At 48.3% G+C, this 25,929-nt stretch carries 28 protein-coding genes and 1 other annotated feature; of the genes, 20 read left to right on the forward strand and 8 right to left on the reverse strand.

Annotated features, from left to right (window positions below; genetic code table 11):
• Position 1 precedes the first annotated feature (1 nt).
• The 5 genes from purM to purD are packed head-to-tail and all read left to right on the forward strand — an operon-like array spanning position 2 to position 4,851.
• Entirely contained in the window at positions 2-1,036 is a 1,035-nt protein-coding gene (gene purM / locus OUY18_RS02790; RefSeq protein ID WP_268057180.1) for a phosphoribosylformylglycinamidine cyclo-ligase, read from the forward strand.
• Complete coding sequence (gene purN, locus OUY18_RS02795; RefSeq protein ID WP_268057181.1) at positions 1,030-1,665, forward strand: phosphoribosylglycinamide formyltransferase; 636 nt, start codon at positions 1,030-1,032, stop codon at positions 1,663-1,665. Before purM ends, purN begins: the two co-directional genes overlap by 7 nt.
• A complete protein-coding gene (locus OUY18_RS02800; protein WP_268057182.1) occupies positions 1,662-2,360 on the forward strand; it encodes an IMP cyclohydrolase in 699 nt (232 codons plus the stop codon). The genes purN and OUY18_RS02800 overlap by 4 nt, the downstream gene beginning before the upstream one ends.
• Before the next feature lie 18 nt (positions 2,361-2,378).
• The gene (locus OUY18_RS02805; protein ID WP_268057183.1) at positions 2,379-3,557 is read left to right on the forward strand and encodes a phosphoribosylaminoimidazolecarboxamide formyltransferase; all 1,179 of its coding nucleotides are present in this window, start codon (positions 2,379-2,381) and stop codon (positions 3,555-3,557) included.
• A gap of 34 nt (positions 3,558-3,591) precedes the next feature.
• Entirely contained in the window at positions 3,592-4,851 is a 1,260-nt protein-coding gene (gene purD / locus OUY18_RS02810) for a phosphoribosylamine--glycine ligase (protein WP_268057184.1), read from the forward strand.
• 57 nt (positions 4,852-4,908) lie between these two features.
• Here the strand turns inward: purD and OUY18_RS02815 are convergent, their stop codons facing one another.
• The 5 genes from OUY18_RS02815 to OUY18_RS02835 all read right to left on the reverse strand — a co-directional run bounded on the left by OUY18_RS02815 (position 4,909) and on the right by OUY18_RS02835 (position 10,293).
• Positions 4,909-5,208 carry a hypothetical protein gene (locus OUY18_RS02815; RefSeq protein ID WP_268057185.1) on the reverse strand — a complete coding sequence of 100 codons (300 nt, stop codon included), beginning with the start codon at positions 5,206-5,208 and terminating at the stop codon, positions 4,909-4,911.
• 56 nt (positions 5,209-5,264) lie between these two features.
• Positions 5,265-5,510, reverse strand: a complete 246-nt coding sequence (locus OUY18_RS02820) for an IreB family regulatory phosphoprotein (protein WP_268057186.1) — start codon at positions 5,508-5,510, stop codon at positions 5,265-5,267.
• A 73-nt stretch (positions 5,511-5,583) separates the two neighbouring features.
• Positions 5,584-7,962, reverse strand: a complete 2,379-nt coding sequence (gene pheT, locus OUY18_RS02825; protein ID WP_268057187.1) for a phenylalanine--tRNA ligase subunit beta — start codon at positions 7,960-7,962, stop codon at positions 5,584-5,586.
• Positions 7,963-7,976: 14 nt separating this feature from the next.
• The gene (gene pheS / locus OUY18_RS02830) at positions 7,977-8,996 is read right to left on the reverse strand and encodes a phenylalanine--tRNA ligase subunit alpha (RefSeq protein WP_268057188.1); all 1,020 of its coding nucleotides are present in this window, start codon (positions 8,994-8,996) and stop codon (positions 7,977-7,979) included.
• A 46-nt stretch (positions 8,997-9,042) separates the two neighbouring features.
• Positions 9,043-9,253: a binding site (T-box leader), on the reverse strand.
• Between the two features lie 47 nt (positions 9,254-9,300).
• Positions 9,301-10,293: a LacI family DNA-binding transcriptional regulator gene (locus tag OUY18_RS02835; RefSeq protein ID WP_268057189.1), complete on the reverse strand. Its 993-nt coding sequence runs from the start codon at positions 10,291-10,293 to the stop codon at positions 9,301-9,303.
• Positions 10,294-10,482: 189 nt separating this feature from the next.
• On the opposite strand from OUY18_RS02835, the gene malQ reads away from it, so the two are divergent.
• The 11 genes from malQ to sigE all read left to right on the forward strand — a co-directional run bounded on the left by malQ (position 10,483) and on the right by sigE (position 20,228).
• Positions 10,483-11,982 (forward strand): 4-alpha-glucanotransferase, encoded by a 1,500-nt coding sequence (malQ, locus tag OUY18_RS02840; RefSeq protein ID WP_268057190.1) that lies wholly within the window; start codon positions 10,483-10,485, stop codon positions 11,980-11,982.
• Between the two features lie 22 nt (positions 11,983-12,004).
• The gene (locus tag OUY18_RS02845) at positions 12,005-14,341 is read left to right on the forward strand and encodes a glycogen/starch/alpha-glucan phosphorylase (RefSeq protein ID WP_268057191.1); all 2,337 of its coding nucleotides are present in this window, start codon (positions 12,005-12,007) and stop codon (positions 14,339-14,341) included.
• An 82-nt stretch (positions 14,342-14,423) separates the two neighbouring features.
• Entirely contained in the window at positions 14,424-14,936 is a 513-nt protein-coding gene (locus tag OUY18_RS02850; RefSeq protein WP_268057192.1) for a DUF6106 family protein, read from the forward strand.
• The gene (gene acpS, locus OUY18_RS02855; RefSeq protein ID WP_268057193.1) at positions 14,917-15,303 is read left to right on the forward strand and encodes a holo-ACP synthase; all 387 of its coding nucleotides are present in this window, start codon (positions 14,917-14,919) and stop codon (positions 15,301-15,303) included. Before OUY18_RS02850 ends, acpS begins: the two co-directional genes overlap by 20 nt.
• Complete coding sequence (locus OUY18_RS02860; RefSeq protein WP_268057194.1) at positions 15,284-16,843, forward strand: NAD(P)H-hydrate dehydratase; 1,560 nt, start codon at positions 15,284-15,286, stop codon at positions 16,841-16,843. Before acpS ends, OUY18_RS02860 begins: the two co-directional genes overlap by 20 nt.
• A gap of 111 nt (positions 16,844-16,954) precedes the next feature.
• Positions 16,955-17,389, forward strand: a complete 435-nt coding sequence (locus OUY18_RS02865; protein WP_268057195.1) for a hypothetical protein — start codon at positions 16,955-16,957, stop codon at positions 17,387-17,389.
• Between the two features lie 132 nt (positions 17,390-17,521).
• A complete protein-coding gene (locus tag OUY18_RS02870) occupies positions 17,522-17,911 on the forward strand; it encodes a type II toxin-antitoxin system PemK/MazF family toxin (RefSeq protein WP_419196110.1) in 390 nt (129 codons plus the stop codon).
• An 85-nt stretch (positions 17,912-17,996) separates the two neighbouring features.
• Positions 17,997-18,179 (forward strand): spore coat protein, encoded by a 183-nt coding sequence (locus tag OUY18_RS02875; protein WP_268057197.1) that lies wholly within the window; start codon positions 17,997-17,999, stop codon positions 18,177-18,179.
• A gap of 12 nt (positions 18,180-18,191) precedes the next feature.
• The gene (locus OUY18_RS02880) at positions 18,192-18,491 is read left to right on the forward strand and encodes a spore coat protein (protein ID WP_268057198.1); all 300 of its coding nucleotides are present in this window, start codon (positions 18,192-18,194) and stop codon (positions 18,489-18,491) included.
• 131 nt (positions 18,492-18,622) lie between these two features.
• A complete protein-coding gene (locus OUY18_RS02885) occupies positions 18,623-19,444 on the forward strand; it encodes a sigma-E processing peptidase SpoIIGA (protein WP_268057199.1) in 822 nt (273 codons plus the stop codon).
• 61 nt (positions 19,445-19,505) lie between these two features.
• Entirely contained in the window at positions 19,506-20,228 is a 723-nt protein-coding gene (sigE, locus tag OUY18_RS02890) for an RNA polymerase sporulation sigma factor SigE (RefSeq protein ID WP_268057200.1), read from the forward strand.
• On the opposite strand, the gene OUY18_RS02895 is transcribed toward sigE, so the two are convergent.
• Together OUY18_RS02895 and OUY18_RS02900 are read right to left on the reverse strand one after the other, a co-directional pair.
• On the reverse strand, positions 20,225-20,725 hold the full coding sequence (locus OUY18_RS02895) for a DNA-deoxyinosine glycosylase (protein ID WP_268057201.1): 501 nt from the start codon (positions 20,723-20,725) through the stop codon (positions 20,225-20,227). The genes sigE and OUY18_RS02895 overlap by 4 nt on opposite strands.
• A complete protein-coding gene (locus tag OUY18_RS02900) occupies positions 20,712-22,031 on the reverse strand; it encodes a CCA tRNA nucleotidyltransferase (RefSeq protein ID WP_268057202.1) in 1,320 nt (439 codons plus the stop codon). The genes OUY18_RS02895 and OUY18_RS02900 overlap by 14 nt, the downstream gene beginning before the upstream one ends.
• Before the next feature lie 165 nt (positions 22,032-22,196).
• Between OUY18_RS02900 and sigG the strand changes: the two genes are divergently transcribed.
• A complete protein-coding gene (gene sigG / locus OUY18_RS02905) occupies positions 22,197-22,967 on the forward strand; it encodes an RNA polymerase sporulation sigma factor SigG (protein WP_268057203.1) in 771 nt (256 codons plus the stop codon).
• 185 nt (positions 22,968-23,152) lie between these two features.
• Here sigG and OUY18_RS02910 read toward each other — a convergent pair whose 3' ends face one another.
• The gene (locus OUY18_RS02910) at positions 23,153-23,683 is read right to left on the reverse strand and encodes an inorganic diphosphatase (RefSeq protein ID WP_268057204.1); all 531 of its coding nucleotides are present in this window, start codon (positions 23,681-23,683) and stop codon (positions 23,153-23,155) included.
• A 108-nt stretch (positions 23,684-23,791) separates the two neighbouring features.
• Between OUY18_RS02910 and OUY18_RS02915 the strand changes: the two genes are divergently transcribed.
• From OUY18_RS02915 to tsf, 3 genes are all read left to right on the forward strand, one after another.
• The gene (locus OUY18_RS02915) at positions 23,792-24,085 is read left to right on the forward strand and encodes a YlmC/YmxH family sporulation protein (RefSeq protein ID WP_268057205.1); all 294 of its coding nucleotides are present in this window, start codon (positions 23,792-23,794) and stop codon (positions 24,083-24,085) included.
• A gap of 140 nt (positions 24,086-24,225) precedes the next feature.
• The gene (gene rpsB / locus OUY18_RS02920) at positions 24,226-24,963 is read left to right on the forward strand and encodes a 30S ribosomal protein S2 (protein WP_268057206.1); all 738 of its coding nucleotides are present in this window, start codon (positions 24,226-24,228) and stop codon (positions 24,961-24,963) included.
• A gap of 43 nt (positions 24,964-25,006) precedes the next feature.
• Positions 25,007-25,921: a translation elongation factor Ts gene (gene tsf / locus OUY18_RS02925; protein WP_268057207.1), complete on the forward strand. Its 915-nt coding sequence runs from the start codon at positions 25,007-25,009 to the stop codon at positions 25,919-25,921.
• The last annotated feature ends 8 nt before the right edge of the window (positions 25,922-25,929 follow it).

The following is a 25,929-nucleotide window of genomic DNA, read 5'->3' on the forward strand; positions in this document are numbered from 1 at the left end:
AATGAAGAGTTTCAGCGACAGCTACAAAGCGGCCGGAGTGGATGTTACCGCCGGGTATAAAGCGGTTGAATTAATGAAAAATCATGTTGCGCGAACAAGCATACCGGGTGTTGTTTCCGGGCTCGGCGGTTTCGGCGGCCTTTTTCAGCCGGATCTTTCCGGAATGAAAACGCCTGTATTTGTAAGCGGGACGGACGGCGTGGGAACAAAGCTGAAAATTGCCTTTTTAATGGACAAGCATGATACCATTGGAATTGACTGCGTGGCCATGTGTGTAAACGATGTGGTTTGCTGCGGAGCGAAACCGCTGTTTTTCCTCGATTACCTCGCGGTGGGTAAAAATTATCCGGAAAAGATTGCGCAGATTGTGTCCGGCGTGGCGGAAGGCTGCGTACAGTCTGGCTGTGCGCTGATCGGCGGGGAGACCGCGGAGATGCCCGGATTTTATCCGATCGACGAATACGACCTTGCCGGTTTCTCCGTCGGAATGGTCGATCGGGAAAAAATAATCGACGGGTCGCAAATGGAAGTGGGCGACGTGCTGGTTGGCCTGCGCTCCTCCGGCGTTCATTCCAACGGTTTTTCGCTGGTTCGTAAAATCTTCAATATCAGCGAAAAAAATATCAATATGCATATTGATGAACTGGGTCATACGCTTGGCGAAGAACTGCTTACGCCGACAAAAATCTATGTGAAATCCGTTCTCGCGCTGATGGAAAAGATCAACATTAAAGCGATTTCCCATATTACCGGCGGCGGATTTTTCGAAAATATTCCGCGTATGCTGAAGCCGGATACCACCGCTCAGATTGAGCTTGCGTCCCTGCCGAAGCTGCCGGTGTTTTCCATGATGCAGCATCAGGGCAATATTCCGGAGCGCGAAATGTACAATACGTTCAATATGGGAATCGGTATGTGCATGGTTGTTTCAAAGGAACAGGCCGATACGGCGGTTGAAGAACTGAATGCCATGGGAGAACAGGCCTATATCATCGGAAGCGTCGTCAGCGGCGGCGAAGGGGTATCCCTATGCTGAATATTGCCGTTCTGGTATCCGGGGGCGGCACGAATTTGCAGGCGCTGATCGACGCGCAGAACCGCTCCGAGATAACGGAAGGCAGAATTGCGGTTGTCATTTCGAGCAGGGAGGACGCCTACGCGCTGGAACGCGCAAAAAAGGCCGGAATCCCAACGGAAATTATCATTCGTAAAACCTATGCCAGTCAGGAAGAGTATGATACTGCATTGCTTGAAATTTTGGACCGCTATCAAATCGGCCTGATTGTTCTTGCCGGTTTTATGACGATCATCAGCGGCAACGTGATCCGTCATTATGAAAATAAAATGATCAATGTCCATCCGGCGCTGATTCCGTCGTTTTGCGGCGAAGGATTCTATGGACTGCGGGTGCATAAGGCGGTACTGGAAAAGGGCGTTAAACTGACCGGCGCGACGGTGCATTTTGTAAATGAGGTCTGTGATGGCGGCCCGATTATCTTGCAGAAGGCGGTGGAGGTACTGCCGGACGATACGCCGGAAATTCTTCAGCGCAGGGTAATGGAACAGGCGGAATGGAAACTGCTTCCCAAGGCGGTCGCGCTGTTCAGCGAAGGGAAAATAACGGTTGAGAACGGAAAAACCAAGATACGGGAGGATGCCATATGAAAAAACAATTCCTTTTGGAAAATCTGAAAGCAAATACATATCCGGGACGCGGAATCGTCGCCGGAAAAATCAGCGAATGCGCGGTAATTGCCTATTTTATCATGGGCCGCAGCGAAAACAGCCGCAACCGTGTATTTGTCAGGGACGGCGACGGCATCCGCACGGAAGCGTTCGACCCGGCAAAGCTGGTTGATCCCTCCCTGATTATTTATTCCCCCGTCCGTGTACTGGATGACACAACGATTGTGACAAACGGCGACCAGACGGATACAATCTATGTGTTCATGAAAGAGGGCAAGTCTTTTGCCGACGCTCTGCGTACGCGTACTTTTGAACCCGATGAGCCGAATTATACGCCCCGCATTTCCTGTATCGTCGACAAGTCCGGCGATTATAAGCTCTCTATTCTGAAAAGCGCACACGGCAATCCGGATTCGGTGCAGCGCTATTTCTTTGAATATTCTTCGCCGGTCAGCGGGGAAGGCCATTTTGTCCATACGTACTGCGGAGACGGCAATCCGCTTCCGTCTTTTGAGGGCGAACCGACGCTCGTCGGAATTTCCGGCGATATTGATGAGTTTACCGATAAAGTATGGGAAAGTCTGAACGAAGAAAATAAAGTTTCTTTATTTACCCGGTTTATCAATTTGGAAACCGGCGCGGTGGAAACACGGATCGTCAATAAAAATCAATAATTTTTAGGAGGCTTTGAAATGGCAAACGAGCTTACTCTAAAATACGGATGTAATCCAAATCAGAAGCCGTCGCGCATCTATATGAAAGACGGCGGAGATCTGCCGGTACAGGTTTTAAACGGCAGACCGGGATATATCAATTTTCTGGACGCTTTCAACAGCTGGCAGCTTGTAAAAGAGCTGAAAGCGGCGACCGGCCTTCCGGCGGCGGCTTCCTTTAAGCATGTCAGCCCGGCGGGCGCCGCGGTTGCAACCGAGCTTTCGGATACCTTAAAGAAAATTTATTTTGTAGACGACCTTGAACTGTCCCCATTAGCCAGCGCTTACGCTATGGCGAGGGGAACGGACAGAATGTCTTCCTACGGCGACTGGATTGCCCTTTCCGACCCCTGCGACAAACAGACGGCTGCCCTGATTGCACGCGAGGTTTCCGACGGCATTATCGCGCCGGGCTATTCGGAGGAAGCGCTGGAAATCCTCAAATCCAAACGCAAGGGCGGTTACAACGTCGTTGCGATCGACCCGAATTATCAGCCGGACCCGATTGAACGCAAGGACGTATTCGGAATCACCTTTGAGCAGGGCAGAAATGAAATCAAAATTGACGGCGAAATGCTGGAAAATATCGTTACCAACAATAAAAATATCCCGGAAAGCGCAAAACGCGATTTGCTGATTTCCCTGATCACGCTGAAATACACACAGTCGAATTCCGTCTGCTATGCCAAGGGCGGGCAGGTGATCGGCGTAGGCGCCGGACAGCAGTCCAGAATCCACTGCACACGTTTGGCAGGCAATAAAGCGGATACCTGGTTCTTACGCCAGCACCCGAAGGTGCTCGGTTTGAAGTTCAAGGAAGGCATCCGCCGTCCGGACCGTGACAATACCATTGACGTTTATATTTCCGACGAATATAGGGACGTACTGGCGGAGGGCACGTGGCAGAACCTGTTCGCGGAAAAACCGGAACCGCTTACCCGCGAGGAAAAACGCGCGTGGCTCGATACCCTTACGGATGTCGCGCTTGGTTCGGATGCCTTTTTCCCGTTCGGCGACAACATTGAGCGCGCGCACAAGACAGGCGTGAAATACATCGCACAGCCGGGCGGTTCCATTCGGGATGATAACGTAATCGACACCTGCAATAAATACGATATCGCCATGGCGTTCACCGGCATAAGATTATTCCACCATTAATCAGCCATAAATAAAACGGATTGAGGCGAAAGCGATGAAGATATTGGTAATCGGCGGGGGAGGCCGGGAGCACGCGATCATCCGCAAGCTGAAGGAAAGCCCCAGAGTAACGGAAATCTGCTGCGCCCCCGGAAACGGCGGAATCTCCCGGGACGCCGTCTGCGTGGACATTCCCGTAACAGATATCGACGGAATTGTAACGTTTTCCCGGAACAAGAAAATGGACATGGTTTTTGTTGCCCCGGACGATCCGCTTGCCGCCGGAATGGTGGATGCACTGGAAGAGGCCGGAATCCGCGCGTTCGGGCCGCGCTCCAATGCCGCGATGATCGAAAGCAGCAAGGTGTTTTCCAAGGATTTAATGAAGCGGTATCACATCCCTACCGCGAACTATGAAGTATTCAGCGATTCGGGCAAAGCATTGGAATATATCCAGAAGAACGGCCAATACCCGATTGTGATTAAGGCCGACGGCCTCGCCCTCGGCAAAGGCGTGATTATCGCCGCCGATTACAGGGAAGCGGAGGATGCCGTAAAATCCATTATGGAGGACAAGGTATTCGGCGCTTCCGGAAATCAGATCGTCATTGAGGAGTTTATCACGGGGCCGGAGGTTTCTGTTTTGGCTTTCACGGATGGGAAATGCGTAAAGCCGATGGCATCTTCGAAGGATCACAAGCGTGCCCTTGACAACGACAAGGGGCTAAATACCGGGGGGATGGGAACGATCAGCCCGAATCCCTATTATACCGAAGAGACAGCCGGGCTTTGCATGGATACGATCTTTCTTCCGACAATCAAAGCGATGAACGCGGAAGAAAGAACGTTCAAGGGCTGCCTGTATTTTGGCCTGATGCTGACGAAAGACGGGCCGAAGGTGATTGAATACAATTGCCGTTTCGGTGATCCGGAAACACAGGTTGTGCTGCCGCGTTTGAAAACAGATCTTGTCGATATTCTTGACGCCGTAATCGACGGCCGTCTGGAAGACCAGCCGATCGAGTGGAGCGGCGAAGCCTGCGCCTGTGTGGTGATGGCTTCCGGCGGGTATCCGGGGAAATACGCCAAAGGCATGGAAATAACCGGACTGGACGAGAACGGCCAAGTAGCGGGCGCCACAGTGTACCATGCGGGCACGTCTTACAAGGACGGTAAATTCTATACCAGCGGCGGGCGTGTGCTCGGCGTTACCTCTTTGGGGAAATCGCTGGAGGAAGCGCTCGGGAAAGCATATGCGGCAGTGGATAAAATTCATTTTGAAGGCGCGCATTTCCGGCACGATATCGGCAAATAAAAGTACATAAAAAAGGCGGTACGGTTCCATTCCGTATCGCCTTTTATTCTGTTGTTTTTATTCCGCCAGAGCCCTTGTAAGCCAGGCATCCGCAATATCCATTGCCAGGTAAAGTCCTTCTTTTTCGCTGGATTTTACAATCTGTTTCCGTGCGCGGATGTTCTGGTCGGTATACATCAATTGGATGGTTACCTTATCGGCAACCTCAATGTCCTTCACTTTCTTTTTGCTTTTGATTTCAAGCCGGACAACATATTTATCTTTCATGCTTCCGTAATAAATCACATCACCGCAGCGCACCAGCGGTTTGCCCTTATAGGTGGGGAACTGAGGTGTGCTCTCCTTCGCGTCATTCATTCAAAAGTGTCCTCCTTCTGTTCAGTTCATAAGTGCTTCTGTAAAAGTGCTGTGATTTACTCACCTAAATACGATTTTAATAATACTTGTAACAACTCATCACGATCAATTCTGCGGATCAGGCTGCGCGCATTATTGTGTGTAGTAATATATGTGGGGTCCTCCGAAAGGATATAGCCGACGATCTGGCTGATGGGATTGTATCCCTTTTCTTTCAAAGCATCATACACCAGGGTGAGTGTTTTTTTAATATCCTCTTCACGGTCGTTTCCGAGTGAAAAGGTCATTGTTTTATCAAGCATTGGAAACACCTCCGATAATGTCATCATACAACATACATACAATAATTTCAAGAACTATTTTATGAACAGATGTTTATGAACGTAAATTTGCACCCACTTTTTCAAGCTCTTTTATCGTTTTTTTAATGATTCCGCTTACGCGGTCTTCGGTCAGCGTATCGTTCAAAGAACGCAGAACGATACTGAATGCAACGCTCTTTTTGCCTGCTTCAATCTGCTCTCCCTTGTAAACGTCGAAGAGCTTGATGTTTTCAAGCAGGTTTCCCGCGCCGCGTACAATCGCCTTTTCAAGCGTTAAAACAGGAATGCTGTCGTCACAGATCAGCGCAAGGTCGCGGGTAACGGCCGGGAACTTCGGCAGCGGTACATACGTTTTTTCTGTTTTCGCGTACTGGAACAGTAAGTCGACATCCAGCGTGAAGCAATAGATTCGTTCGTCTATCCCGTAATTTTCCGCAACCTTCGGATGAATTTCACCGATAACACCCAAACGGTACCCGTCGATACGCAGCACGGCGCAGCGCCCGGGGTGGAAGCTTGCCTCCTCGGAAGAAGCTTCTATTTCATAATCATATACGCTCAGTCTTTCCAAAAGCTGCTCCGCCATACCCTTTGCGGTGAAGTAATCCGCTTGATTGCCGTACATTCCGGCAATCAGGTTTGTTTTTTCCGTTGGCAGTTCGTCTTCGGTCGTTGGAATATATTCACTGGCCAGCTCGAACAGGCACGCGTCCGCATTGCGGTTGTTATAGTTGCGGGAGAGCACTTCCAGCATGGAGGGAAGGGCGGTCGTGCGCATGATGCTGGAATCTTCGCCGAGCGGATTGGAGATGATCAGGGATTTCCGAAGCGGAGAATCGGCAGGCATGCGGATTTTATCGTAGTATTTGGGGCTGATAAAGGAATACGTCATAATTTCGCTGGCTCCGAGCGCCAGCATCGTGTCGTTGATAACGCGGTTGAATTTCTGGCGGGGAGAATATTTTCCCTGCGCGCCGCCGCTGAGGGACGTTCCGGGAATCTTGTTGTATCCGTAAAACCGGGCGATTTCCTCCGCGATATCCGCTTTATGCTCCAGATCGGGACGGAAGGTCGGAACCAGGATATCGTCTCCGTCAAATTCGCAGTCCAGTTTGGTCAAAATCGCTTTCATCTGGTCGGCGTTCAGATTCAGGTCGAGGAAACGGTTGATCCAGTCAACATCCAGACGGATTCTTCTGCGTTCGCTGCTGGAATGATTATCAAGAATCACATCGTCCAGAACGTCGCCCGCGTCCAGTAATTCGACCAGCTCGCACGCACGCTCGAGAGCGGGCAGGCAGTTGTTCGGGTCAAGGCCCTTTTCATAACGGGAGGAAGCGTCTGTGCGCATACCCTGGTCTCTGGCGGTCGTACGCACGGAGGCCCCGTTAAAGCAGGCGGATTCAAAAACGATGGCGGTTGTGTCGTCCATAATTCCGCTGTATTCGCCGCCCATTACGCCGGCTATGGCAATCGGTTTTCTGGCGTCCGCGATCACAAGGTTTTTCGAGGTGAGCTTGCGTTCAACGCCGTCCAGCGTGGTGATGCTTTCGCCGTCTTTTGCGCGGCGCACACGGATTTTGCCTTCGTCGATGAAACGGATATCGAAGGAGTGCATCGGCTGGCCGTATTCCAGCATAACGTAATTCGTAATATCAACGATATTGTTGATCGGGCGCACGCCCATGGCGCGAAGGCGCTCGCGCATCCAGCGCGGCGACGGCTTTACACGCACGTTTTTTACAACACGCGCGGAATAAATGGGGCATAGATCGGTGTCTTCGACTTTTACGTCAAGCAGCTCCTTACAGGAGCCGTTTCCCGCTTTCACCACGGGCTTATGCAGGTTGAGCGGCTTGTCGAAAGTAGCGGCGGCTTCCCGTGCAAGCCCAATGACGGAGAAGCAGTCCGGCCGGTTCGAGGTGATTTCAAATTCGACCTTTGTGTCGTTGAAGCCGAGCGCCTCGCAGATCGGCTGCCCAAGCTGGCAGTCTTCCTGTAAAACAAAGATACCGTCTTCAATGGCGTAAGGAAAATCGTGTTTTGTCAGTTCCAGCTCGCCGAGCGAGCAAAGCATACCGTTGCTTTCCACGCCGCGCAGCTTGCCCTTTTTGATCTTTTTGCCCCCCGGGAGAGAGGAGTTGTTCATGGCGACAGGAACAACGTCGCCGACTTTTAAATTCTGTGCGCCGGTAACGATCTGGACCGGTTCGCCCGAACCGACAGCAATCTGCGTAATCCATAAATGATCGGAATCCGGATGCTTATCCAGAGAAAGCACCTTGCCGGCAATTACATTCTCAATTTCGCTGCCTTCAACTTCCCAGCCCTCCACTTTGGAACCGCTCATCGTCATCGCCTCGGTGAAATCCCGAATCGGCATTTCATCCAGCGTTACAAATTCTTTTAACCATCTCATAGAAAGATTCATTGTTCCGAACCCCCTTAAAATTGCTTCAGGAAACGTACGTCGTTTTCATAGAACAGGCGTAAATCGTCAATATTGTATTTCCGCATGACCACGCGCTCAAGGCCCATTCCGAGCGCAAAGCCGCTGTAGACCTCCGGGTCAATGCCGCAGTTGGAAAGAACTTTCGGGTGCACCATGCCGCAGCCGAGAATTTCGATCCAGCCCTCGCCCTTGCAAAGTCGGCAGCCTTCTCCGTGGCAGTTGAAGCACTGCACGTCCACTTCGGCGGACGGCTCGGTAAACGGGAAGTGGTGCGGGCGGAAGCGTACAACGGAATCTTCTCCGTACATCCGCTTAACGAAAGTCTCAAGGGTGCCTTTCAAATCCGCAAAGGTAATCCCTTTGTCAACGACCAGTCCTTCAATCTGATGGAAGACAGGGGAATGGGTGGCGTCCACTGCGTCGGAACGGTAGACTCTTCCGGGCGAGATAATACGGATCGGCGGCTTTTGTTTCTCCATCACGCGAACCTGAACCGGGGAGGTTTGTGTGCGGAGCAGAATTTTGTCATTGATATAGAAGGTGTCCTGCGTATCGCGCGCCGGGTGGTCTTTCGGAATATTCAGCGCTTCGAAGTTATAGTAATCGTATTCCACTTCCGGGCCTTCTACAATTTCAAAGCCCATGCCGACAAAGATTTCCTTAATGGCGTCGAGTTCAATGCTCAAGGGATGCTTTGCGCCGAGTTCGCGGCGGGTTCCCGGCAGGGTGACGTCGATTTTTTCCTTTTCCAGCCTTTTCTGCATTTCCTCTTCTTTTATTTCGGTCGCGCGTTTTACTAAGTCTTCCTCTATAAAAGAACGGATTTCGTTGGCCAGCTGCCCGATCTTCGGACGTTCATCCGCCGAAAGGCCGCCCATTTGTTTTAAAATGGAGGTAAGTTCTCCTTTTTTTCCAAGATATTTGATTCGCAGATTTTCCAGTACCTGCTGCCCTTTTGCTTCTTCCAATTCACGCCTCGCTCTGTCGCGAATTGCCTCAAGCTCCTGCTTCATAGCAAAATCTTCCTTTCAGATTAGAAATAAAAAACGCCCTCGCCCCGAAAGGGACGAAGACGAAAACTCCGTGGTACCACCCTAATTGATTCTTTATGGGGCCTTTAACGGTGCCTGCCGTCGCAGCCTACTGCAATTTCAGCTGTGCCACTCCGAAGGGAACTTCACTGTTTTCACTTGCAGGCACGCTTTCAGCCGGGACGCGCCCTCTCTTGGCAAGCAGGGTAAACGGTTACTTCCTTCATCATTGTGTTAATAATAAATAATATAGCACCTTCCTGCGGCAATTGCAAGCATAACCTGATCATTCCGGGCAAGGCCCCGTGGAATCCCGGATAATCAGTTCCGGTTTCAGCAGCAACTTGCTGATGCTGACGCCGCCGATCAGCTCCTCAAGCATGATAAACGCGCTTTTTCCCAGAGCCACACGATCCTGGCGAATCGTTGTAAGCGTAGGGGAAAGGTGCCGGGCGATCGGAAGATCGTCAAAACCGGTTACGCTGACGTCCTTTGGAACCTGAACCCCCAGCCGTTTCAGCTCGTTAATCACGCCGGATGCGATCAAATCGCTGGCGCATACGATGGCTGTCGCGCCGTTACTGAGAAAGGTACCGACGTGATCCTTTGCACAGTCCGCTACGTAATATCCGTTGGCAATCAGGTTTGGATCCACTTTCAGCGAATACCGGTCCATTGCCTGAAGGAACGCGAGACGGCGGTCGTTTGTCACCATACTGTTTTTCGAGCCGTTTAAAAGGGCGATTTTTTTATGCCCGTAGTCATATAAATGTTTGATTGCCATGTCGATGCCGTTGTATCCGTCGGTGCCGACATAACCGACATGCCTGTTGGGATTGTAGTTGTCAAGCAGGACGGTCGCCACATTTGTTTTATCAAGCTGCCGGATATAATCATCGTGAAGGGCAAAACCTAGAAGAAAGGCTCCGCAGAATCCGTTTTTCAGCATAAAAGTATCGTATTTTTCCTGTGTGAGCATATTCAGATTGGTAGGAATCACGGAAACTTCGCAATGGCGCCGGACCGCGCTGAGCTTAAAGCCGACGACGATTTCATATCCGAACTGATCAATATTTTCGTATTCCATATTTTCGATTAAAATACAGACTTTGCGCTTGCCCAGCTTCTGTATCCTTTTCGAAGCGTAACCCATTTCTACAGCGGTATCCAGTACCATCTGGCGCATTTCTTCGCTGATATCCCCTGCGCCGTTAAGCCCTTTTGATACGGTGCTGATGGAGATTCCCAGTTTCTTTGCAATGTCTTTTATCGTGGCCACTGTAATACCCCTTTTTCTTAATCTTCCAATATGGAAATCGTTTTATTCATTTGAAATCATACAATAAAATTTTCAAAAATGAAACAGTTACAGCGAAATTTAAATAAAAATGGAATTGACATTGTTTATCCGCTTTGCTATTATTATGTCATAATTTTCGTAAATTTTCGTAATGAGGGGCTGATATCCTTGCCAAACACGGCAAATAACAAGCAACCTAAGCGAAGTTCCGGTATTTTACTTCCGATCAGCAGCCTGCCTTCCGATTACGGAATCGGCACTTTCGGGAACCAGGCATTTCAATTTATTGATTTTTTAAAAAATGCCCGGCAGAAGTATTGGCAGATTCTTCCCATTGGGCCAACCAGTTTTGGAGACAGCCCGTATCAGTCTTTTTCCGCTTTTGCGGGGAATCCCTATTTTATCGATCTCAATATTTTAATAAACGAAGAATTGATAATGAAAACGGAAGCGGACGCGTTCGACTGGGGCGGCGGGAATGAAGTGGACTATTCCGCTCTCTTTGAATCGCGTTATACGATTTTGCGCACGGCTTATCATAGAAGCAAACATTCTGGCACGGAAGAATACGAAAAGTTTTGTACGGAAAACGAATACTGGCTGAAGGATTACAGCCTTTATATGGCGCTGAAGTTTCATTTTGATCAGCAGCCCTGGTGGCTTTGGCCGGACGATATCCGCGTTTATCAAGCCGCCGCCGTTCGGAAATACACGGAAGAGCTGAAAGCCGAAACCGAATTCTGGAAATTTTTACAGTTTAAATTTTTTGAACAGTGGAAAAGGATAAAGGATTATGCGAACCAGAACGATATAAGGATTATCGGCGACATCCCGATTTATGTGGCGCTGGATAGTGCGGATGTGTGGTCGCACAGCGAATTGTTCCAGCTGGACGCGCAGCGCAGGCCGGTAAAGGTTTCGGGCGTTCCGCCGGATGCCTTTTCCAAAGAGGGTCAGCTTTGGGGAAATCCGCTGTACGATTGGGATGCAATGGAGCGGCAGGGCTTCGACTGGTGGAAAAAACGGATGGAGTATTCGGCGAAGATTTATGATAAAATCCGGATAGACCATTTTATCGGTGTTGCACAGTATTATGCCATCCCGGCGGAAGAAACGACAGCGATCAGCGGCAACTGGCAGAAAGGTCCCGGACTGAAACTTACAAACGCGATCAACTCCTCCATCGGGAAATCCCGAATCATTGCGGAGGATTTGGGCGTTGTGGCGCCGGAAGTGAAGAAGCTTCTGAAAAAGACAGGCTATCCCGGAATGAAGGTTTTGCAGTTTGCTTTTGAGGGAAACCCGCAAAACGAGCATTTGCCATGCCATTATACAAACAATATGGTGGTTTATTCCGGAACGCATGATAACAACACCCTTGTCGGCTTTTTTGACGGTTTAAAAAGGAAGCACTTGAAATTTGCAAAAGAATACCTTCACGTCAGGAAGAAAAAGGAACTGCCGCAGGCTGCCATACGCGCTTTATACGCCAGCGTTGCGGACACCGTTATTTTACAGGCGCAGGACATTTTAATGCTGCCCGGCAGCGCAAGAATGAATTTCCCTTCGACAATCGGTACGAACTGGCGCTGGCGTTTGAAAAAAAACCAGCTTACCGAAGATCTTGCAAAAGAGCTGGAACGTTTAACGATCGTTTATGACAGATAAATTTGGGTTAGGGGAGAATGCTATGAACACATTTAAAAGTGATGTTATTGAATTGCTGGAATTGGAGTACGGAAAAACAATTCAGCAGGCAAATACCGTTGAGCTTTATCATGCAATTACAAAAGCAGCCATGAAACCGGTAAAAGCAAAATGGGATGTTCCGGCGGCAGGGAAAAAAGCCTGTTATTTTTCAGCGGAATTTTTAACCGGCCGGCTGATTTACAGCAATCTGATGAATTTAGGCCTTTTAAATACGTTGTCGGAACTATTTAATGAAAACAATATCGATATTCGTGCCTTGGAGGAAGTCGAAGACGCCGCCCTTGGCAACGGCGGGCTTGGCAGGCTGGCCGCCTGTTTCCTTGACTCCGCAGCGACAAAGGGAATTCCGCTGAACGGATATGGCATCCGCTATCACTACGGGCTGTTCAAGCAGTATTTTGAAAACGGATTCCAGAAAGAAACGGCGGATGACTGGCTAAGGTTCGGCGATCCGTGGTCCCTGCGGCGCGAAGACGAAAAGGTAACCGTCCAGTTTAAAAACCAGACCGTGTACGCGGTGCCGTATGATATGCCGGTGATCGGTTACGGTGCGCAGATGGTGAATACGCTTCGCCTGTGGCAGGCGGAACCGATAAATGCCTTTAATTTTCGGCTCTTCAATGACCAGAAATTTGAGTTGGCGGTTCGCGAGCGGAATGAAGCGGAGGCCATTTCCAGTGTATTGTATCCGAACGATTCCACCGCAAAGGGGAAAAAGCTCCGGTTAAAGCAACAGTACTTCTTTACCAGCGCTTCCTTACAGGATATGATACGCAGCTATAAGAAAAAGTATGGGAATAACTTTTCGCATTTTCCGGATGAATACGCCGTACAGCTGAACGATACGCATCCGGTTGTGTCGGTTCCCGAATTTATACGCCTTCTGGTTACAAATGAGCGGGTATCGTTCCCGAAAGCGCTAAAACTTGCAAGGCAGACCTTCGCCTATACAAACCATACTATTATGGCGGAAGCTTTGGAAAAATGGGACGTTAACCTCTTTCGGAGCGTTATTCCGAATGTATACCGCTATGTTGTGATGATCGACAGGGCGTTGGTCAAGGAACTTGTAAGCCTGGGTGTTCCGGAAGAACAGCAGGAACAGTATCGCATTATCGCTGAAAATAAGCAAATCCATATGGCAAGGCTGGCTGTGTTTGCCACGCATTCCGTAAACGGCGTTGCAAAAATTCATACGGAAATTTTGAAAAACAGTACGCTGAAAGAATGGTATGCCCTTTACCCCGAACGGTTTAATAATAAAACAAACGGGATTACCCAGCGCCGCTGGCTTGCGCTGAGCAACCGGGAACTGTCCGGTTTTATCACCGAAAAAATCGGCAGTGCGTGGTTAACAGATTTAAGCAAATTAAAGAATCTGGAAAAGTACAAAGATGACGCGGAAGTGATCCGGCAGTTTGCGGAAATCAAACAGATTAAAAAACGCCAGCTTGCGGAATATATCGAAAAGCAGGAAGGCATAAAACTGAATCCGGATTTCGTATTCGACGTTCAGGTAAAGCGAATGCATGAATATAAACGGCAGCTGTTAAATGCTTTTTCCATTTTGGATATTTACTATGGAATAAAAGAAGGAAGAATTCCGGATTTTCATCCTACGGTTTTCCTTTTTGGCGGAAAAGCGGCTCCCGGTTATCTCCGCGCGAAGGGAATTATCAAGTTTATCAATGAAATCGCCGGTAAAATCAATAACGATCCCGCAATAAACGAAAAGATGAAAGTGGTATTTGTTTCGAATTACAATGTTTCGTATGCGGAAAAAATCATGCCGGCCGCGGATATTTCCGAGCAGATTTCAACGGCGGGAACGGAAGCCTCCGGAACCGGAAATATGAAGCTGATGCTGAACGGGGCGGTAACGCTGGGAACCTATGACGGTGCAAATATTGAAATTGTGCAGCAGGCCGGAGAGGAAAACAATTATATTTTCGGGGCGCGCGTGGAAGAATTGGGAAAAATGGAAGAATCCTATGACCCGAAAAAAATCTATCAGCGTGAAGAAAGGGTGCGCAGGGTGGTAGACAGTCTGGTCAACGGAGAACTGGATGACGGCGGAACGAACCTGTTTAAGGAACTGTACGATTCCTTATTAATGGGTGCGAGCTGGCATAAACCGGATGTGTATTTCCTGCTGTATGATTTTCTGCCCTATTGTGATGCGAAACTTCAGGCGATTCAGGATTACGCCGACCGGTTCGGTTTTACCCGGAAATGCTTTTTGAATACGGCGAATGCAGGCGTATTTTCCAGTGACAGAACCATTCAGGAATATGCGGCGGAAATCTGGAATGTGTAAAGGATTCCGATGGGACTGTCCTTGCAAACCGGAGCATGTTATGCTACAATAACGAATAATATATGGTGTTGGAGAGATATGAATGGATATTTTTATTGAACAGATTGTCAAGAAAAAAATTGGAAGCAAGGATATTTTCATCTATATCGCCGTACTTCTCGGAATCGGAATCATTCTTTCCCTGATCGCCGCGATGATTCCCATGCTCCTTCTGCCTGTGCTGGTCGGTCTTATTGCCGCGGCTTATTTTATTTTTACATCCCGCAGCATTGAATACGAGTACAGTGTGACGAACAGCGATATTACCATCGATAAAATTATTTCCCGCCGTAAAAGAAAAAGTGTTCTTTCCGTGGATGCGCACGATATCGAATACTTTGCAAAATACCGTGCGAAGGATCAGCATGCAAAATCGTATTCACAGCGCATCGATGCGTCGGATAACGAAAAGGGCGAGAATACCTGGTGCTTTGTCGCGCGTCATCCGCAAAAGGGAAACGTTTTGGTGCTGTTCAGTCCCAATGAAAAGGTTCTCACGGCGATAAAGCCATTTCTTACAAGGCAGGTAGCATTGGATGCTTTTGGTAGGAATTGATCTGATAGAAAATAAAAGAATAGAAAAATCGATATCCAATCCGCGCTTTTTAAGGAGGATACTCGGCAAATCCGAGTATTCCCAACTTGAGATGCGCGGATTTCCTGTTCAGAGCGTTGCGGCAAGCTTCTGCGCAAAAGAAGCCTTTTCCAAAGCGCTCGGCACCGGGATACGGGGATTTTTGCTCAGCGATGTCGAGCTTCTGCGGAAAAACAGCGGGGAACCGTATTTGCATTTAAGCGGAAACGCGCTGCGAATTGCGGAACAGAGGGGAATCATTTTTCACGTCAGTGTAACGCATACGAAAGAATATGCGTCCGCGGTCGTAATCGGGGAGGAGAAACGCGATGAAGGTATTAAACTGTGAACAGTCGAGGGAGCTTGAAAAAAAGGCCGTAGACGCAGGGATGAGCTATTTGGAGCTGATGGAAAACGCCGGTGCCGCGGCAGTCCGGTTTATGCGGAAAAAGTTCAGCTTAACCAACAAGCAGGCGGTGATCCTATGCGGAAAAGGAAATAACGGCGGGGACGGATTTGTTGCCGCCCGCCTCCTTTCGGAATACGGCGCACAGGTTTCCGTGCTCCTTGTCGACGGCTATCCTGTGACGGAAATCGCGAAAACCATGTTTTCCCGCCTGCGCGGCACAGCGGTTCGCATCGTCAATTACAGCGACAACGCGGATACGGCCGACCGGCTGATTTCGGACGCGGATTTTGTTCTGGATGCAATTTACGGAACGGGCTTTCACGGTTCCGCCGCGCAAAGCCTGCTTCGTCCCTTCCATGCGGTTCGCAATTCCTCCGCGGTCGTTATTGCCGTTGATATGCCGAGCGGGGCGAACTGCGAAACCGGCGCGGTGGAAGGGGAATGTATAAAAGCGGACTATACGGTTACGTTTTCCACTTTGAAGAACGGACATCTGATTCGGCCCGCGCAGGAATTTTGCGGGGAAATCGCCGTTGCGCCGATCGGTATCCGCTCGGAGCTTATCAATAGTCAGGAGCATTCCTTTGAAGTAACGGAGCAGGCCGATGTCCATTCTTTCTTTTCACGGAGGAGCCCGGAAAGCAACAAGGGGGATTATGGGCGTCTGCTGTGCCTGTGCGGAAGTGACGGGATGGCCGGAGCGGCAATTATGAGCGCGAAGGCGGCTGTTCGCTGCGGCGCCGGTCTGGTAAACGTGGCGCTCCCGAGGTCGATTTATCCCATTGTCGCCTCCCGGGTAATCGAACCGGTTTATACTTTGCTTGATTATGATCAGGAAGGGAATTTACAGGATGGAAGCCGTGCGGCTTTCTTTCAAGCTTTCTCCGCTGCAAGCGCCTGCCTGATCGGGTGCGGGCTGGGGAAGAGCAAAAAAACCGCGGAACTTGTCTGCCGGCTTATTTCCGAATCACAAATACCGCTCATCGTTGACGCGGATGGCATAAACATACTGGCCGAGAATATAAATATATTGAAAACAGCCCATGCCCCGATCGTATTAACGCCGCATCCCGGTGAAATGGCCCGCCTGCTGAAAACCTCGGTAAAAGACGTCCAGTCCCATCGGCTCGAGTATGCCCGGAACTTTGCAAAAGAGCACAATGTGATTCTGGTACTCAAAGGCGCCGGCACGCTGATTGCGGAACCGAACGGGATGGCGCATTTGAATATGACCGGAAATGCAGGAATGGCAAAGGGCGGCAGCGGCGACGTACTGGCGGGGATGATGGCTTCCTTTCTTGCACAGGGCATGGAACCGGTAAAAGCGGCGGTCGGTGCGGTTTACCTTCATGGAGCCGCCGGTGACCGGTGTGCCAAAGAACTTTCCCAGTGCGCGATGCTTCCGACCGACATCATTGAAATGCTTCCAGGGCTGTTTTTGGAAATTGAGCAGGAAAGCCGCCTGTTTTCCGCAAAATAACGCGGCGCTCAATATTATTTTTGCGGAGAATGTACAGCCATGCGCCGAATATTCTGTATTTTTGCTTTTTTCATTTTGATGTTGCCCTCCACAGCCTGCGCGGCATCGACCATGGAAACAACCGATATTAATTTCTGTTTCCAATGCAAAGCCGATGTAAATTTTAACGGCGAGCAATTTTCCTGCAACCTGAGCCGCAGCGCGCCGGGCAGGGCAAGTGTTCAGCTTTTGAACGGCGATTTAAACGGTTTATCCTATAACTGGGACGGAGACGGCTTTTCCGTTTCCTACGGGGATGTCTGCGCAAAAAGCGAAGACTGTGTACTGCCGGATACTTCCTTTGCCGTGGCTCTTTTGCAGGTTTTGGATTATGCGGAAAGAAGCGATTCTTTAACGCCGGGTTCAAACGGAACCTTTACCGGGAATTTGAATGACTGTGATTTCACTATTACCGTCGATAAAAATTCAGGCAATATCCAAACGCTCGCTTTTCCGCAAAAAAATTTATCCGTAAAGTTTTATAATTACAATAAAGAAAAGGTGTGACGTCGGTTGCACCTTTTTTATTTTATATTTATGTCATCAACCGCCCGTAAATAATATTATGTGTTAGGGACTGCCTGTGAATAAAACCATTTTGCAATGTCAAGAATATTGGCAGAAACTATATCATAAATTATGCGGAGCGTGAAAGTGGTGAATATTCGAAGAGGCGATATCTATTATGCCGACCTGAGCCCTGTCGTTGGTTCGGAGCAGGGAGGCGTCCGTCCGGTTCTGATTGTACAAAACGACGTTGGAAACCGGTTCAGTCCGACCGTGATCGCGGCGGCAATTACCAGCCAGCGGGCGAAAGCCAATCTTCCAACGCATATTATGCTGAACGCACAAACCACCGGTCTTGCCAAGGATTCCGTCGTATTGCTGGAACAGGTTCGTACAATTGATAAGCACAGGCTGAAAGAGCGCATGGGGCGCCTTGATAATACGTGTATGTCACAGGTTGATCAGGCTTTATCTATCAGCTTTGGCCTTGATCTTGAAGAGGAGCAACGTGAGGCTACATAGAATTGCCTGAAATCATAAAAAGGAACGTATATTTTATTTGGATATGCAAAAAATAAGGAAACCAAATAAAAAAGGAGTGTTGTAATTGGCGTTAACGGAAAGGGAACTGACCGCAATTGAGGATCAGCTCAACGGAGAAAAACTTCTTATCACAAAGTTTAAAGCTTACTCCCAGATGTGTTCGGATTCGGCCATCAAGCAGAAATGCGATTCGATCGCGAACCGCCATCAGGGACATTACGATAAGCTTTTAAGCTTTTTAAGTTAAGGAGTGGAAAAAATGAACAATTCACAATCAAGTACTTCACAGTCCGGCAGTGCGCAGATGCAGGATAAAGAGATTTTAGAGGATGTTCTGACCTCTCAGAAACATCTGACGGAATCTTATAATACGTTTGCAAACGAATGCGTAACTCCGAATATCCGGGACGAATTTATGCGCATTCTGGAGGAAGAGCACCAGATTCAGGCGGAAGTTTTTGACGACATGAAAAAACGCGGCTGGTATCAGACCCCTGCCGCGGAACAGCAGAAAATCCAGCAGGCAAAACAGAAATTCCAAAATCCCGGCCAACAATAAAATGAAAATGCCGGCTCCAAAAGGGGCCGGTGTTTTTTTATCTCCCTTTTTAATTCTTTATCCAATACAATATTTGACACAATGTTTGACCTTGTACCGCTATAATAATTTTAACGCGGGGAGGGATCTCTTTGAAGCAGAAGATCTACATAGATATTCTGGTCGGCGTGAATCTTTTTATTAATTATTTTTTATTGCTTGCCGTTTCAAAATTCCTTTCCGTCCCCGTAAAACGGCCCCGCCTGATTGCCGCCGCTTCTTTGGGCGCCGCGGGTTCCCTGTCCATCTTATTGCCCGAAATTCCGATGCCTTTGTCGTTTTTATGGAAGCTGCTGCTGTCGGCGCTGATTATTCTGGCGGCTTATCGATATGATGGATTAAAAAATTTTTTGCGTGAGCTTGCCGCGTTTTATGTCATTAGCTTTTCCTTCGCGGGCTTTATGATTGCATTATGGTATTTTTTGGCCCCTCAGGGGATGATTATAAAAAATTCGGTGGTCTATTTTAATATTTCACCGCTGTTTTTGGTTGGAATGACGGTTGTCTGTTATTTCATCATCCGGCTGATTCACCGCATAACCGGACGGCAGGCTCCGGAAGACTTGTTTTGTACGATTCAGATTGATATGAACGGAAAGACCGTTTCCTGTTCGGCAAAAGTCGATACCGGCAATACGCTGACCGAACCGTTTTCGAATCATCCGGTTGCCGTAGTTTTTGAAGACTGCATCATCGATATCATACCGAAGCAGAATGAAAAATTTCGTTTGGTTCCTTACCAGTCCGTTTCCGGCCCCGGGCTCCTGCCCGCATTTAAGCCCGATAAACTGACCGTATGTTTCGGAAACCGGAAAACGGAGATTCATGAAGTGTACATAGCGGTTACAAAATCGAAGCTGGGAGCGTTCAGCGCGCTTCTGAATCCGGATTTATGTCAAAAAACGTCCGCCTAAATTTGGCCGTAGGCGGACGATTCATTCGCCGCGGCGGCAGCGGCAAAAGGGAAAAGTGAAAATGGGAATGAATAATTTCATAAGGGAATTGGGAAATAAGCTGTCACGAATATGGCTTCGGCTGGGTCTAAACGGGCATATACACTATATCAACGGACCTGAAACGCTTCCTCCGCCGCTGACCAGAAAGGAAGAGGAGAAGGTGATGCAGAACATTCTGAATAACCTCCCGAATGCGCGGGAGCCGCTCATCACCCATAATCTCAGGTTGGTTGTGTATATCGCGAAAAAATTCGAGTCAAGCAGCGCCGGGGTGGAAGACTTGATTTCCATCGGTACGATCGGTCTGATCAAGGCCGTAAACACGTTTTGCCCCGAACGGAATATCAAGCTCGCTACATACGCTTCGCGCTGTATTGAAAACGAAATTTTGATGTATCTGCGCAAAAGCTCCCAGCTCAAGAACGAGGTATCGATTGATGATCCGCTGAATGTCGACTGGGACGGGAACGAACTTTTGCTTTCCGATATTTTAGGCAGTGATCAGGATACGGTGAACCGGAATATTGAGCAGGAGGTGGAACGGGACCTGCTGTTGAATGCGGTTTCCCATCTGGCCCCGCGTGAACGGGAAATCATGCAGCTTCGTTTCGGTTTAAACAACACTAAGGAACATACCCAGAAAGAAGTTGCCGACACACTGGGGATTTCCCAATCCTACATATCGCGTCTGGAAAAACGGATCATTGAAAGATTAAAGAAGGATTTGGAGCGGGTAAGTTAATTAATCTCGAGATAGGGAAGAATTACGCCGTATGCTTCTTTTAAACGTTCGTAGTTGTAATGGCGGCAGTTGGCGGGGCTGGTGGAAGGCAGGGGGATCGCGGGAACGCCGGCGTCCTTCTCGCAAAAGCGATGATAAAGGGAAGCGGCTTTTGAACCGGTTGTAAATACCGTGTTTATTCCGGTTGCTTTCAGTAACCCTGCGATATTATTCGGTATGGGATTGTGAATGCTGCTGTCGTCCGCGCCGGTAATCGTACAGCTTTTCAGAACGTCCCAAAGCGCAATATGATTTTTAAGCAGGAAGCATGTCTTTTCCTCGTTTGTTGTGGGAAGCTCCTGTGACAGCAGATCGGAAACGACGCGCCAGAAACGGTTCTGCGGATGAGAGTAATAAAAACCGGCCTCGCGGGATTTGGGCGACGGCATGGTGCCCAAAATCAAAATGCGTGAATTTTCGTCGTAAACCGGCTGTAAAGTATGTTTAACCGTTTCCATTGAAGGTTCCTTCTTTTTTGATGTATTTTATCAGTTCCGAATGCTCATTCGGGCATTTTCCGTCCATTACGGCGTTGAGAAGAAAAGTAAGCGTTTTGCCGACCTCGGCTCCCTCCGGGATACCCAGTTTCATTAAATCCGCTCCGCTGACAGCAAGACCTTTCAAAGAATAGCATAGCCCGGATTTCAGGATGTATTCCAGCATCCGATCTGCCTTTTCCAAATCTTCCAGCGTTTTGCTGTCAACCGGAAGCTGCGCTTTCGCGTCCGCCTCTTTTACTTTTAACAGCAGACGGAAATTTTCTGCGCCGAAACGGTTTAAATACCGCAAAATCTGTTTTTCTTCAGGGATCAGCGGCAGATTATGCCGCTTTACCAGCTCCGATATGGTACGGACAGTCCATCCGTCATATCGGAGCTTTTTTAGGGCCTGATTTGCAATTTCAGCACCTTTTAAATCCGGATTTGCTTTATTTTGATTGTCATAAAACGGTTTCCCGATTTCGTGCAGAAGCATCGTCAGACGAAGCACGGGTACCGCTTCCGCAGCGGTTATCGCTCTCAGCGTGTGTTCCCAAACATTCTGCCCGGATTCGGTTTGCAATGCGGCTAAAGGCGCGATTTCGGGCAGGAACTGTTCGATTGTGAATCGGTAATCCCGTAATATTTCTTCGGCGTTCCGTCCGCAAATCAGTTTTGTAAATTCCGTATTGATTCGTTCGGCTGAAATCAGGCGAAGGCGCCCGCAATTCCTGTGGATGCTTTCCGACGTTTCCTTTTCAATTTCAAAATCGAGAACGGAAGAAAAGCGGAGCGCTCTTAAAATCCGCAGACCGTCCTCCTGAAACCGAAGGTCAGGATCGCCTACGCAGCGGATTCGCCGGAGCTTGATATCCTTCAGCCCTTCGAAACAGTCGATCAGGCCGTTTGCGGGATGATAGGCCAGAGCGTTCATGGTAAAATCTCGGCGCGCTAAATCTTCTTCCAGTTTGCGGGTAAAACGCACGCTGTCCGGATGGCGGCTGTCGCTGTATTCCCCGTCTATCCGGTAAGCAGTCACTTCAATCGGCATTTGGCCGATCAGAACGGTTATCGTTCCGTGTTTTATTCCGGTTTCAATCCGTTTATAGCCGGTAAACGCGTTCTTTATTTCTTCCGGCATGGCGGAAGTCGTAACATCCCAGTCAAAGGGCTGTTTCCCCATAAGGGTGTCGCGCACACAGCCGCCGACAACGTATGCCTCAAATCCGGAATTATTCAGCGTTTCGATGGCCTTTTCAACCTGCGGCGGTAAATTTATTTTCATTGTTCCGCCCCTCTTATCCTATAAAATTACAATTATAAATAGTATATACGAGAATACGGTGAAAAAGCAAACAATCCCTTTGAATATTTTTAACTTGCCCTTCGCATGAATCACCCTGCCCATGGTAATAATGATAGTAAGTTTTACATGGAATGAGGGGACGGCATGCAGTACAACAAAGTTGAAATCTGCGGGGTGAACACCTCAAAGCTGAAAGTACTTACCGAAAAGGAGAAAATGGAGCTGCTGCGCCGTGTAAAGGAAGGCGATACAAAAGCGCGCGAAGATCTGATTAACGGAAATCTGCGCCTTGTATTAAGCGTAATTCAGCGATTTACAAACAGAGGGGAAAATCTGGACGATCTTTTTCAGGTCGGGTGCATCGGTTTGATTAAAGCAATCGACCATTTCGATATCAGTCAGGGGGTTCGTTTCAGCACATACGGCGTACCCATGATCATCGGCGAAATCCGGCGCTATCTGCGGGACAATAACTCCATCCGTGTCAGCCGGTCTCTGCGCGATACGGCCTATAAAGCGATGCAGGCAAAGGAAAAAATGACGGCACAAAACAACCGGGAACCGACCATTGACGAAATTGCAAAGGAATTGGAGCTTCCGCGGGAGGATATCGTTCTGGCGCTGGAATCCATCGCCGAACCGGTTTCCCTTTACGAGCCGGTCTTCTCGGACGGCGGCGACACGATTTACGTAATGGATCAGGTGGGGGATAACAACGACGATTCCAACTGGCTCGATGAAATCGCGCTCAAGGAAGCTATCCGGGATTTAAATAACAGGGAAAAGCGAATCCTTTCCATGCGTTTTTTTCAGGGGAAAACGCAGATGGAGGTTGCCTCGGAAATCGGTATCAGTCAGGCGCAGGTTTCCCGGCTTGAAAAAGCCGCGCTTGATAAAATTAAAAAAGACATATAATGATCATTTGTTTATCATGCTGTCGTCGCAATGAATCGTTCGAATCGCTGTATTTGATTTTAGAACAATCCTCTATACAGCGATTTTCGTATTCCATATTAGACTGCACTTTTTTGGTGCCTTCTTTTGCGCTTAAGCCGCAGAAAAGCCGCTGTGAATTTTCACAGCGGCTTTTACAATCTATTTCATTTACAGAACTTCTCTAAATAACTGTTGATGCAGGACTGAATGATTTCTTCCGCGTCCGCCGGCCCTTTTACCTCGTCGATGGCCGTGACCTTTCCTTCGAGCTGTTTGTAAACAGAGAAAAAGTGGGTCATTTCATCAAAGATATGCTTCGGAAGTTCGTTAATATCGTGGTAACTGTTATAGTTCGGGTCGTTAAACGGTATGGCGATGATTTTTTCATCCTTCATACCATTGTCCACCATAATAATAACACCGATCGCGTAGCACCGAACCAGTGACAGAGGCTGAATATCCTCTGAACAGAGGACCAAAACGTCTAACGGATCGTTATCACTCGCGTAGGTACGCGGGATGAAACCGTAGTTAGCAGGATAATGGGTGGATGTGTAAAGAATTCGATCCATAATGAGCAAGCCGGTTTCTTTGTCCAGCTCATATTTGATTTTGCAGCCTTTTGGTATTTCAATTACGGCGCAAAAATCATCTGCATGAATTCTTTTTGGTGAGATATTATGCCAAATATTCATATTGGCCTCCTGATTTTATTTTACTCTATTCTACCATTTTTGATAAGGTTATTCAATTAATTAATTATATAACAAAGTCTGGCATATAACTGTAGTGGAGGTGGGAGCGTGAATTGCAGAATTATTGATATGCGCCATAAAGAAGTGATCAATATAAAGGACGGCATGCGGATAGGATGTGTTTGTGATGTGGAGATCGATACGGCGGACGCGCGCGTGATTGCGATTGTAATTTACGGCCGCCTGCGCTGGTTTGGCCTTTTAGGAAGGGAGGATGACATTATTATTAAATGGCAGGATATACAGGTTATCGGTGACGATACTATCTTAGTGTGTTATAATAATTGCTGTCATACAAGAAAACGTCCGCGCGGATTTGGCGGATTTTTTGGCAACAACTGAAAAAAACTTGAAAATTCTTACCTTTTATGGTATAATCATCTGCGCAATAAAAATCACACGCTTTACTATGACGATTTGGTGCCCGAAAGGGTGTTGCGTCTGATCCGGTAAGGCGGCGGAAAAACCAAGGAGGAAAAATTATGTCAGTCGTATCAATGAAACAGCTTTTGGAAGCAGGCGTTCACTTTGGTCATCAGACCAGAAGATGGAACCCGAAAATGGCTCCGTATATTTTTACAGAGCGCAACGGCATTTACATTATCGATCTGCAGAAAACCGTTCGAAAACTGGAAGAAGCCTATAACTTTGTACGCGACCTTTCCATGGAAGGCAAGTCCGTACTGTTTGTAGGTACGAAAAAGCAGGCTCAGGATTCCGTTAAAGAGGAAGCAGAGCGTGCAGGTGCTTATTATGTTAACGCACGCTGGCTCGGCGGTATGTTAACAAACTTCCGTACCATCCGCCGCAGAATCGACCGTTTGAACCAGCTCAAGAGCATGGAAGAAGACGGTACGTTTGATCTTCTGCCAAAGAAGGAAGTTATTAAACTTCGCCTGGAAATTGAAAAACTCGAGAAATTCCTTGGCGGTATTAAAGAAATGAAGCAAATTCCCGGCGCGCTTTTCATTGTTGACCCGCGCAAAGAGAGAATCGCTGTTGCCGAAGCAAAGAAACTGGGCATTCCGATTGTCGCTATTGTCGATACAAACTGCGATCCGGACGAAATCGACTATGTTATTCCGGGCAATGATGATGCGATCCGTGCCGTTAAATTGATTTCCGCAACAATGGCAAACGCGATCGTTGAAGGAAAAGAAGGCCAGATGGGCGCCGCTGCGGCAGAAGAGAAAGAAAACGAAGAAGCGGCAGCGGAATAAATTACTTTATATTTAGATTATACAAGAGCGGAGGAATATATAAATGGCTTTTACAGCAAAAGACGTTGCAGCACTTCGCGAGAAGACTGGCTGCGGAATGATGGATTGTAAAAAAGCGCTTTCAGCTTCGGACGGAAATATGGAAGCTGCAATCGATTTTCTTAGAGAAAAGGGCCTTGCTGCCGCCACGAAAAAGGCCGGCCGCATTGCTGCCGAGGGCGTGGCTTATGCAGGCGTAAACGAGGAAGGCAATATCGGTGTTGATATTGAAGTCAACGCAGAAACCGACTTCGTTGCAAAGAACGCAGAGTTCCAGAACTTTGTAAAAACCTGCGCGGATACCGTTATCGAGCAGAATCCTGCCGATATTGACGCGCTTCTTCAGTGCAAAGTGAAGGGTACGGATCAAACCGTCGACGCTCTCCTGAAAGATAAAATTCTTACAATCGGTGAAAACATCAAGATTCGCCGCTTTAAGCGTTTGGACGGCGTCGTTTCCGCCTATATCCACGCAAACGGAAAAATCGGCGTTCTGGTTCAATTTGATACAACCCCCGATATTGCTGCAAAAGAGGAATTCAAAGAATACGCAAAAAATATTGCCATGCAGATTGCGGCAATCAATCCGCAGTACCTCAACGAAAAAGCCGTACCGGCCGAAGTTGTTGAGCATGAAAAAGGGATTCTGAAAGAGCAGATCATCAACGACGGAAAACCGGCTGCGATTGCCGAGAAAATTGTTACCGGCAGACTCGGAAAGTTCTTCAAGGAAATCTGCCTTGTAGATCAGGCCTACGTGAAAGACGGCAACCTTTCCGTTCAGCAGTATACGGATGCTACCGCGAAGGAACTGGGCGGCAAAATTGCAATCGTCGATTATGTGCGCTTTGAAAAAGGCGAGGGCATTGAAAAGCGTGAAGATAATTTTGCTGAAGAAATCGCCAGCATGGTTAAGTAATATCGCTT

The organism is Caproiciproducens galactitolivorans, from assembly GCF_026672255.1.
Taxonomy (GTDB): Bacteria; Bacillota; Clostridia; order Oscillospirales; family Acutalibacteraceae; genus Caproiciproducens; species Caproiciproducens galactitolivorans_A.

Bases quoted from the DNA above. Each gene is read 5' to 3' on its own strand.
- purM (WP_268057180.1), top strand. From the start codon at position 2: ATGAAGAGTTTCAGCGACAGCTACAAAGCGGCCGGAGTGGATGTTACC.
- purN (WP_268057181.1), top strand. From the start codon at position 1,030: ATGCTGAATATTGCCGTTCTGGTATCCGGGGGCGGCACGAATTTGCAG.
- OUY18_RS02800 (WP_268057182.1), top strand. From the start codon at position 1,662: ATGAAAAAACAATTCCTTTTGGAAAATCTGAAAGCAAATACATATCCG.
- OUY18_RS02805 (WP_268057183.1), top strand. From the start codon at position 2,379: ATGGCAAACGAGCTTACTCTAAAATACGGATGTAATCCAAATCAGAAG.
- purD (WP_268057184.1), top strand. From the start codon at position 3,592: ATGAAGATATTGGTAATCGGCGGGGGAGGCCGGGAGCACGCGATCATC.
- OUY18_RS02815 (WP_268057185.1), bottom strand. From the start codon at position 5,208: ATGAATGACGCGAAGGAGAGCACACCTCAGTTCCCCACCTATAAGGGC.
- OUY18_RS02820 (WP_268057186.1), bottom strand. From the start codon at position 5,510: ATGCTTGATAAAACAATGACCTTTTCACTCGGAAACGACCGTGAAGAG.
- pheT (WP_268057187.1), bottom strand. From the start codon at position 7,962: ATGAATCTTTCTATGAGATGGTTAAAAGAATTTGTAACGCTGGATGAA.
- pheS (WP_268057188.1), bottom strand. From the start codon at position 8,996: ATGAAGCAGGAGCTTGAGGCAATTCGCGACAGAGCGAGGCGTGAATTG.
- OUY18_RS02845 (WP_268057191.1), top strand. From the start codon at position 12,005: ATGAACACATTTAAAAGTGATGTTATTGAATTGCTGGAATTGGAGTAC.
- OUY18_RS02850 (WP_268057192.1), top strand. From the start codon at position 14,424: ATGGATATTTTTATTGAACAGATTGTCAAGAAAAAAATTGGAAGCAAG.
- acpS (WP_268057193.1), top strand. From the start codon at position 14,917: ATGCTTTTGGTAGGAATTGATCTGATAGAAAATAAAAGAATAGAAAAA.
- OUY18_RS02860 (WP_268057194.1), top strand. From the start codon at position 15,284: ATGAAGGTATTAAACTGTGAACAGTCGAGGGAGCTTGAAAAAAAGGCC.
- OUY18_RS02865 (WP_268057195.1), top strand. From the start codon at position 16,955: ATGGAAACAACCGATATTAATTTCTGTTTCCAATGCAAAGCCGATGTA.
- OUY18_RS02870 (WP_419196110.1), top strand. From the start codon at position 17,522: ATGCGGAGCGTGAAAGTGGTGAATATTCGAAGAGGCGATATCTATTAT.
- OUY18_RS02880 (WP_268057198.1), top strand. From the start codon at position 18,192: ATGAACAATTCACAATCAAGTACTTCACAGTCCGGCAGTGCGCAGATG.
- sigE (WP_268057200.1), top strand. From the start codon at position 19,506: ATGGGAATGAATAATTTCATAAGGGAATTGGGAAATAAGCTGTCACGA.
- OUY18_RS02895 (WP_268057201.1), bottom strand. From the start codon at position 20,725: ATGGAAACGGTTAAACATACTTTACAGCCGGTTTACGACGAAAATTCA.
- OUY18_RS02900 (WP_268057202.1), bottom strand. From the start codon at position 22,031: ATGAAAATAAATTTACCGCCGCAGGTTGAAAAGGCCATCGAAACGCTG.
- sigG (WP_268057203.1), top strand. From the start codon at position 22,197: ATGCAGTACAACAAAGTTGAAATCTGCGGGGTGAACACCTCAAAGCTG.
- OUY18_RS02910 (WP_268057204.1), bottom strand. From the start codon at position 23,683: ATGAATATTTGGCATAATATCTCACCAAAAAGAATTCATGCAGATGAT.
- rpsB (WP_268057206.1), top strand. From the start codon at position 24,226: ATGTCAGTCGTATCAATGAAACAGCTTTTGGAAGCAGGCGTTCACTTT.
- tsf (WP_268057207.1), top strand. From the start codon at position 25,007: ATGGCTTTTACAGCAAAAGACGTTGCAGCACTTCGCGAGAAGACTGGC.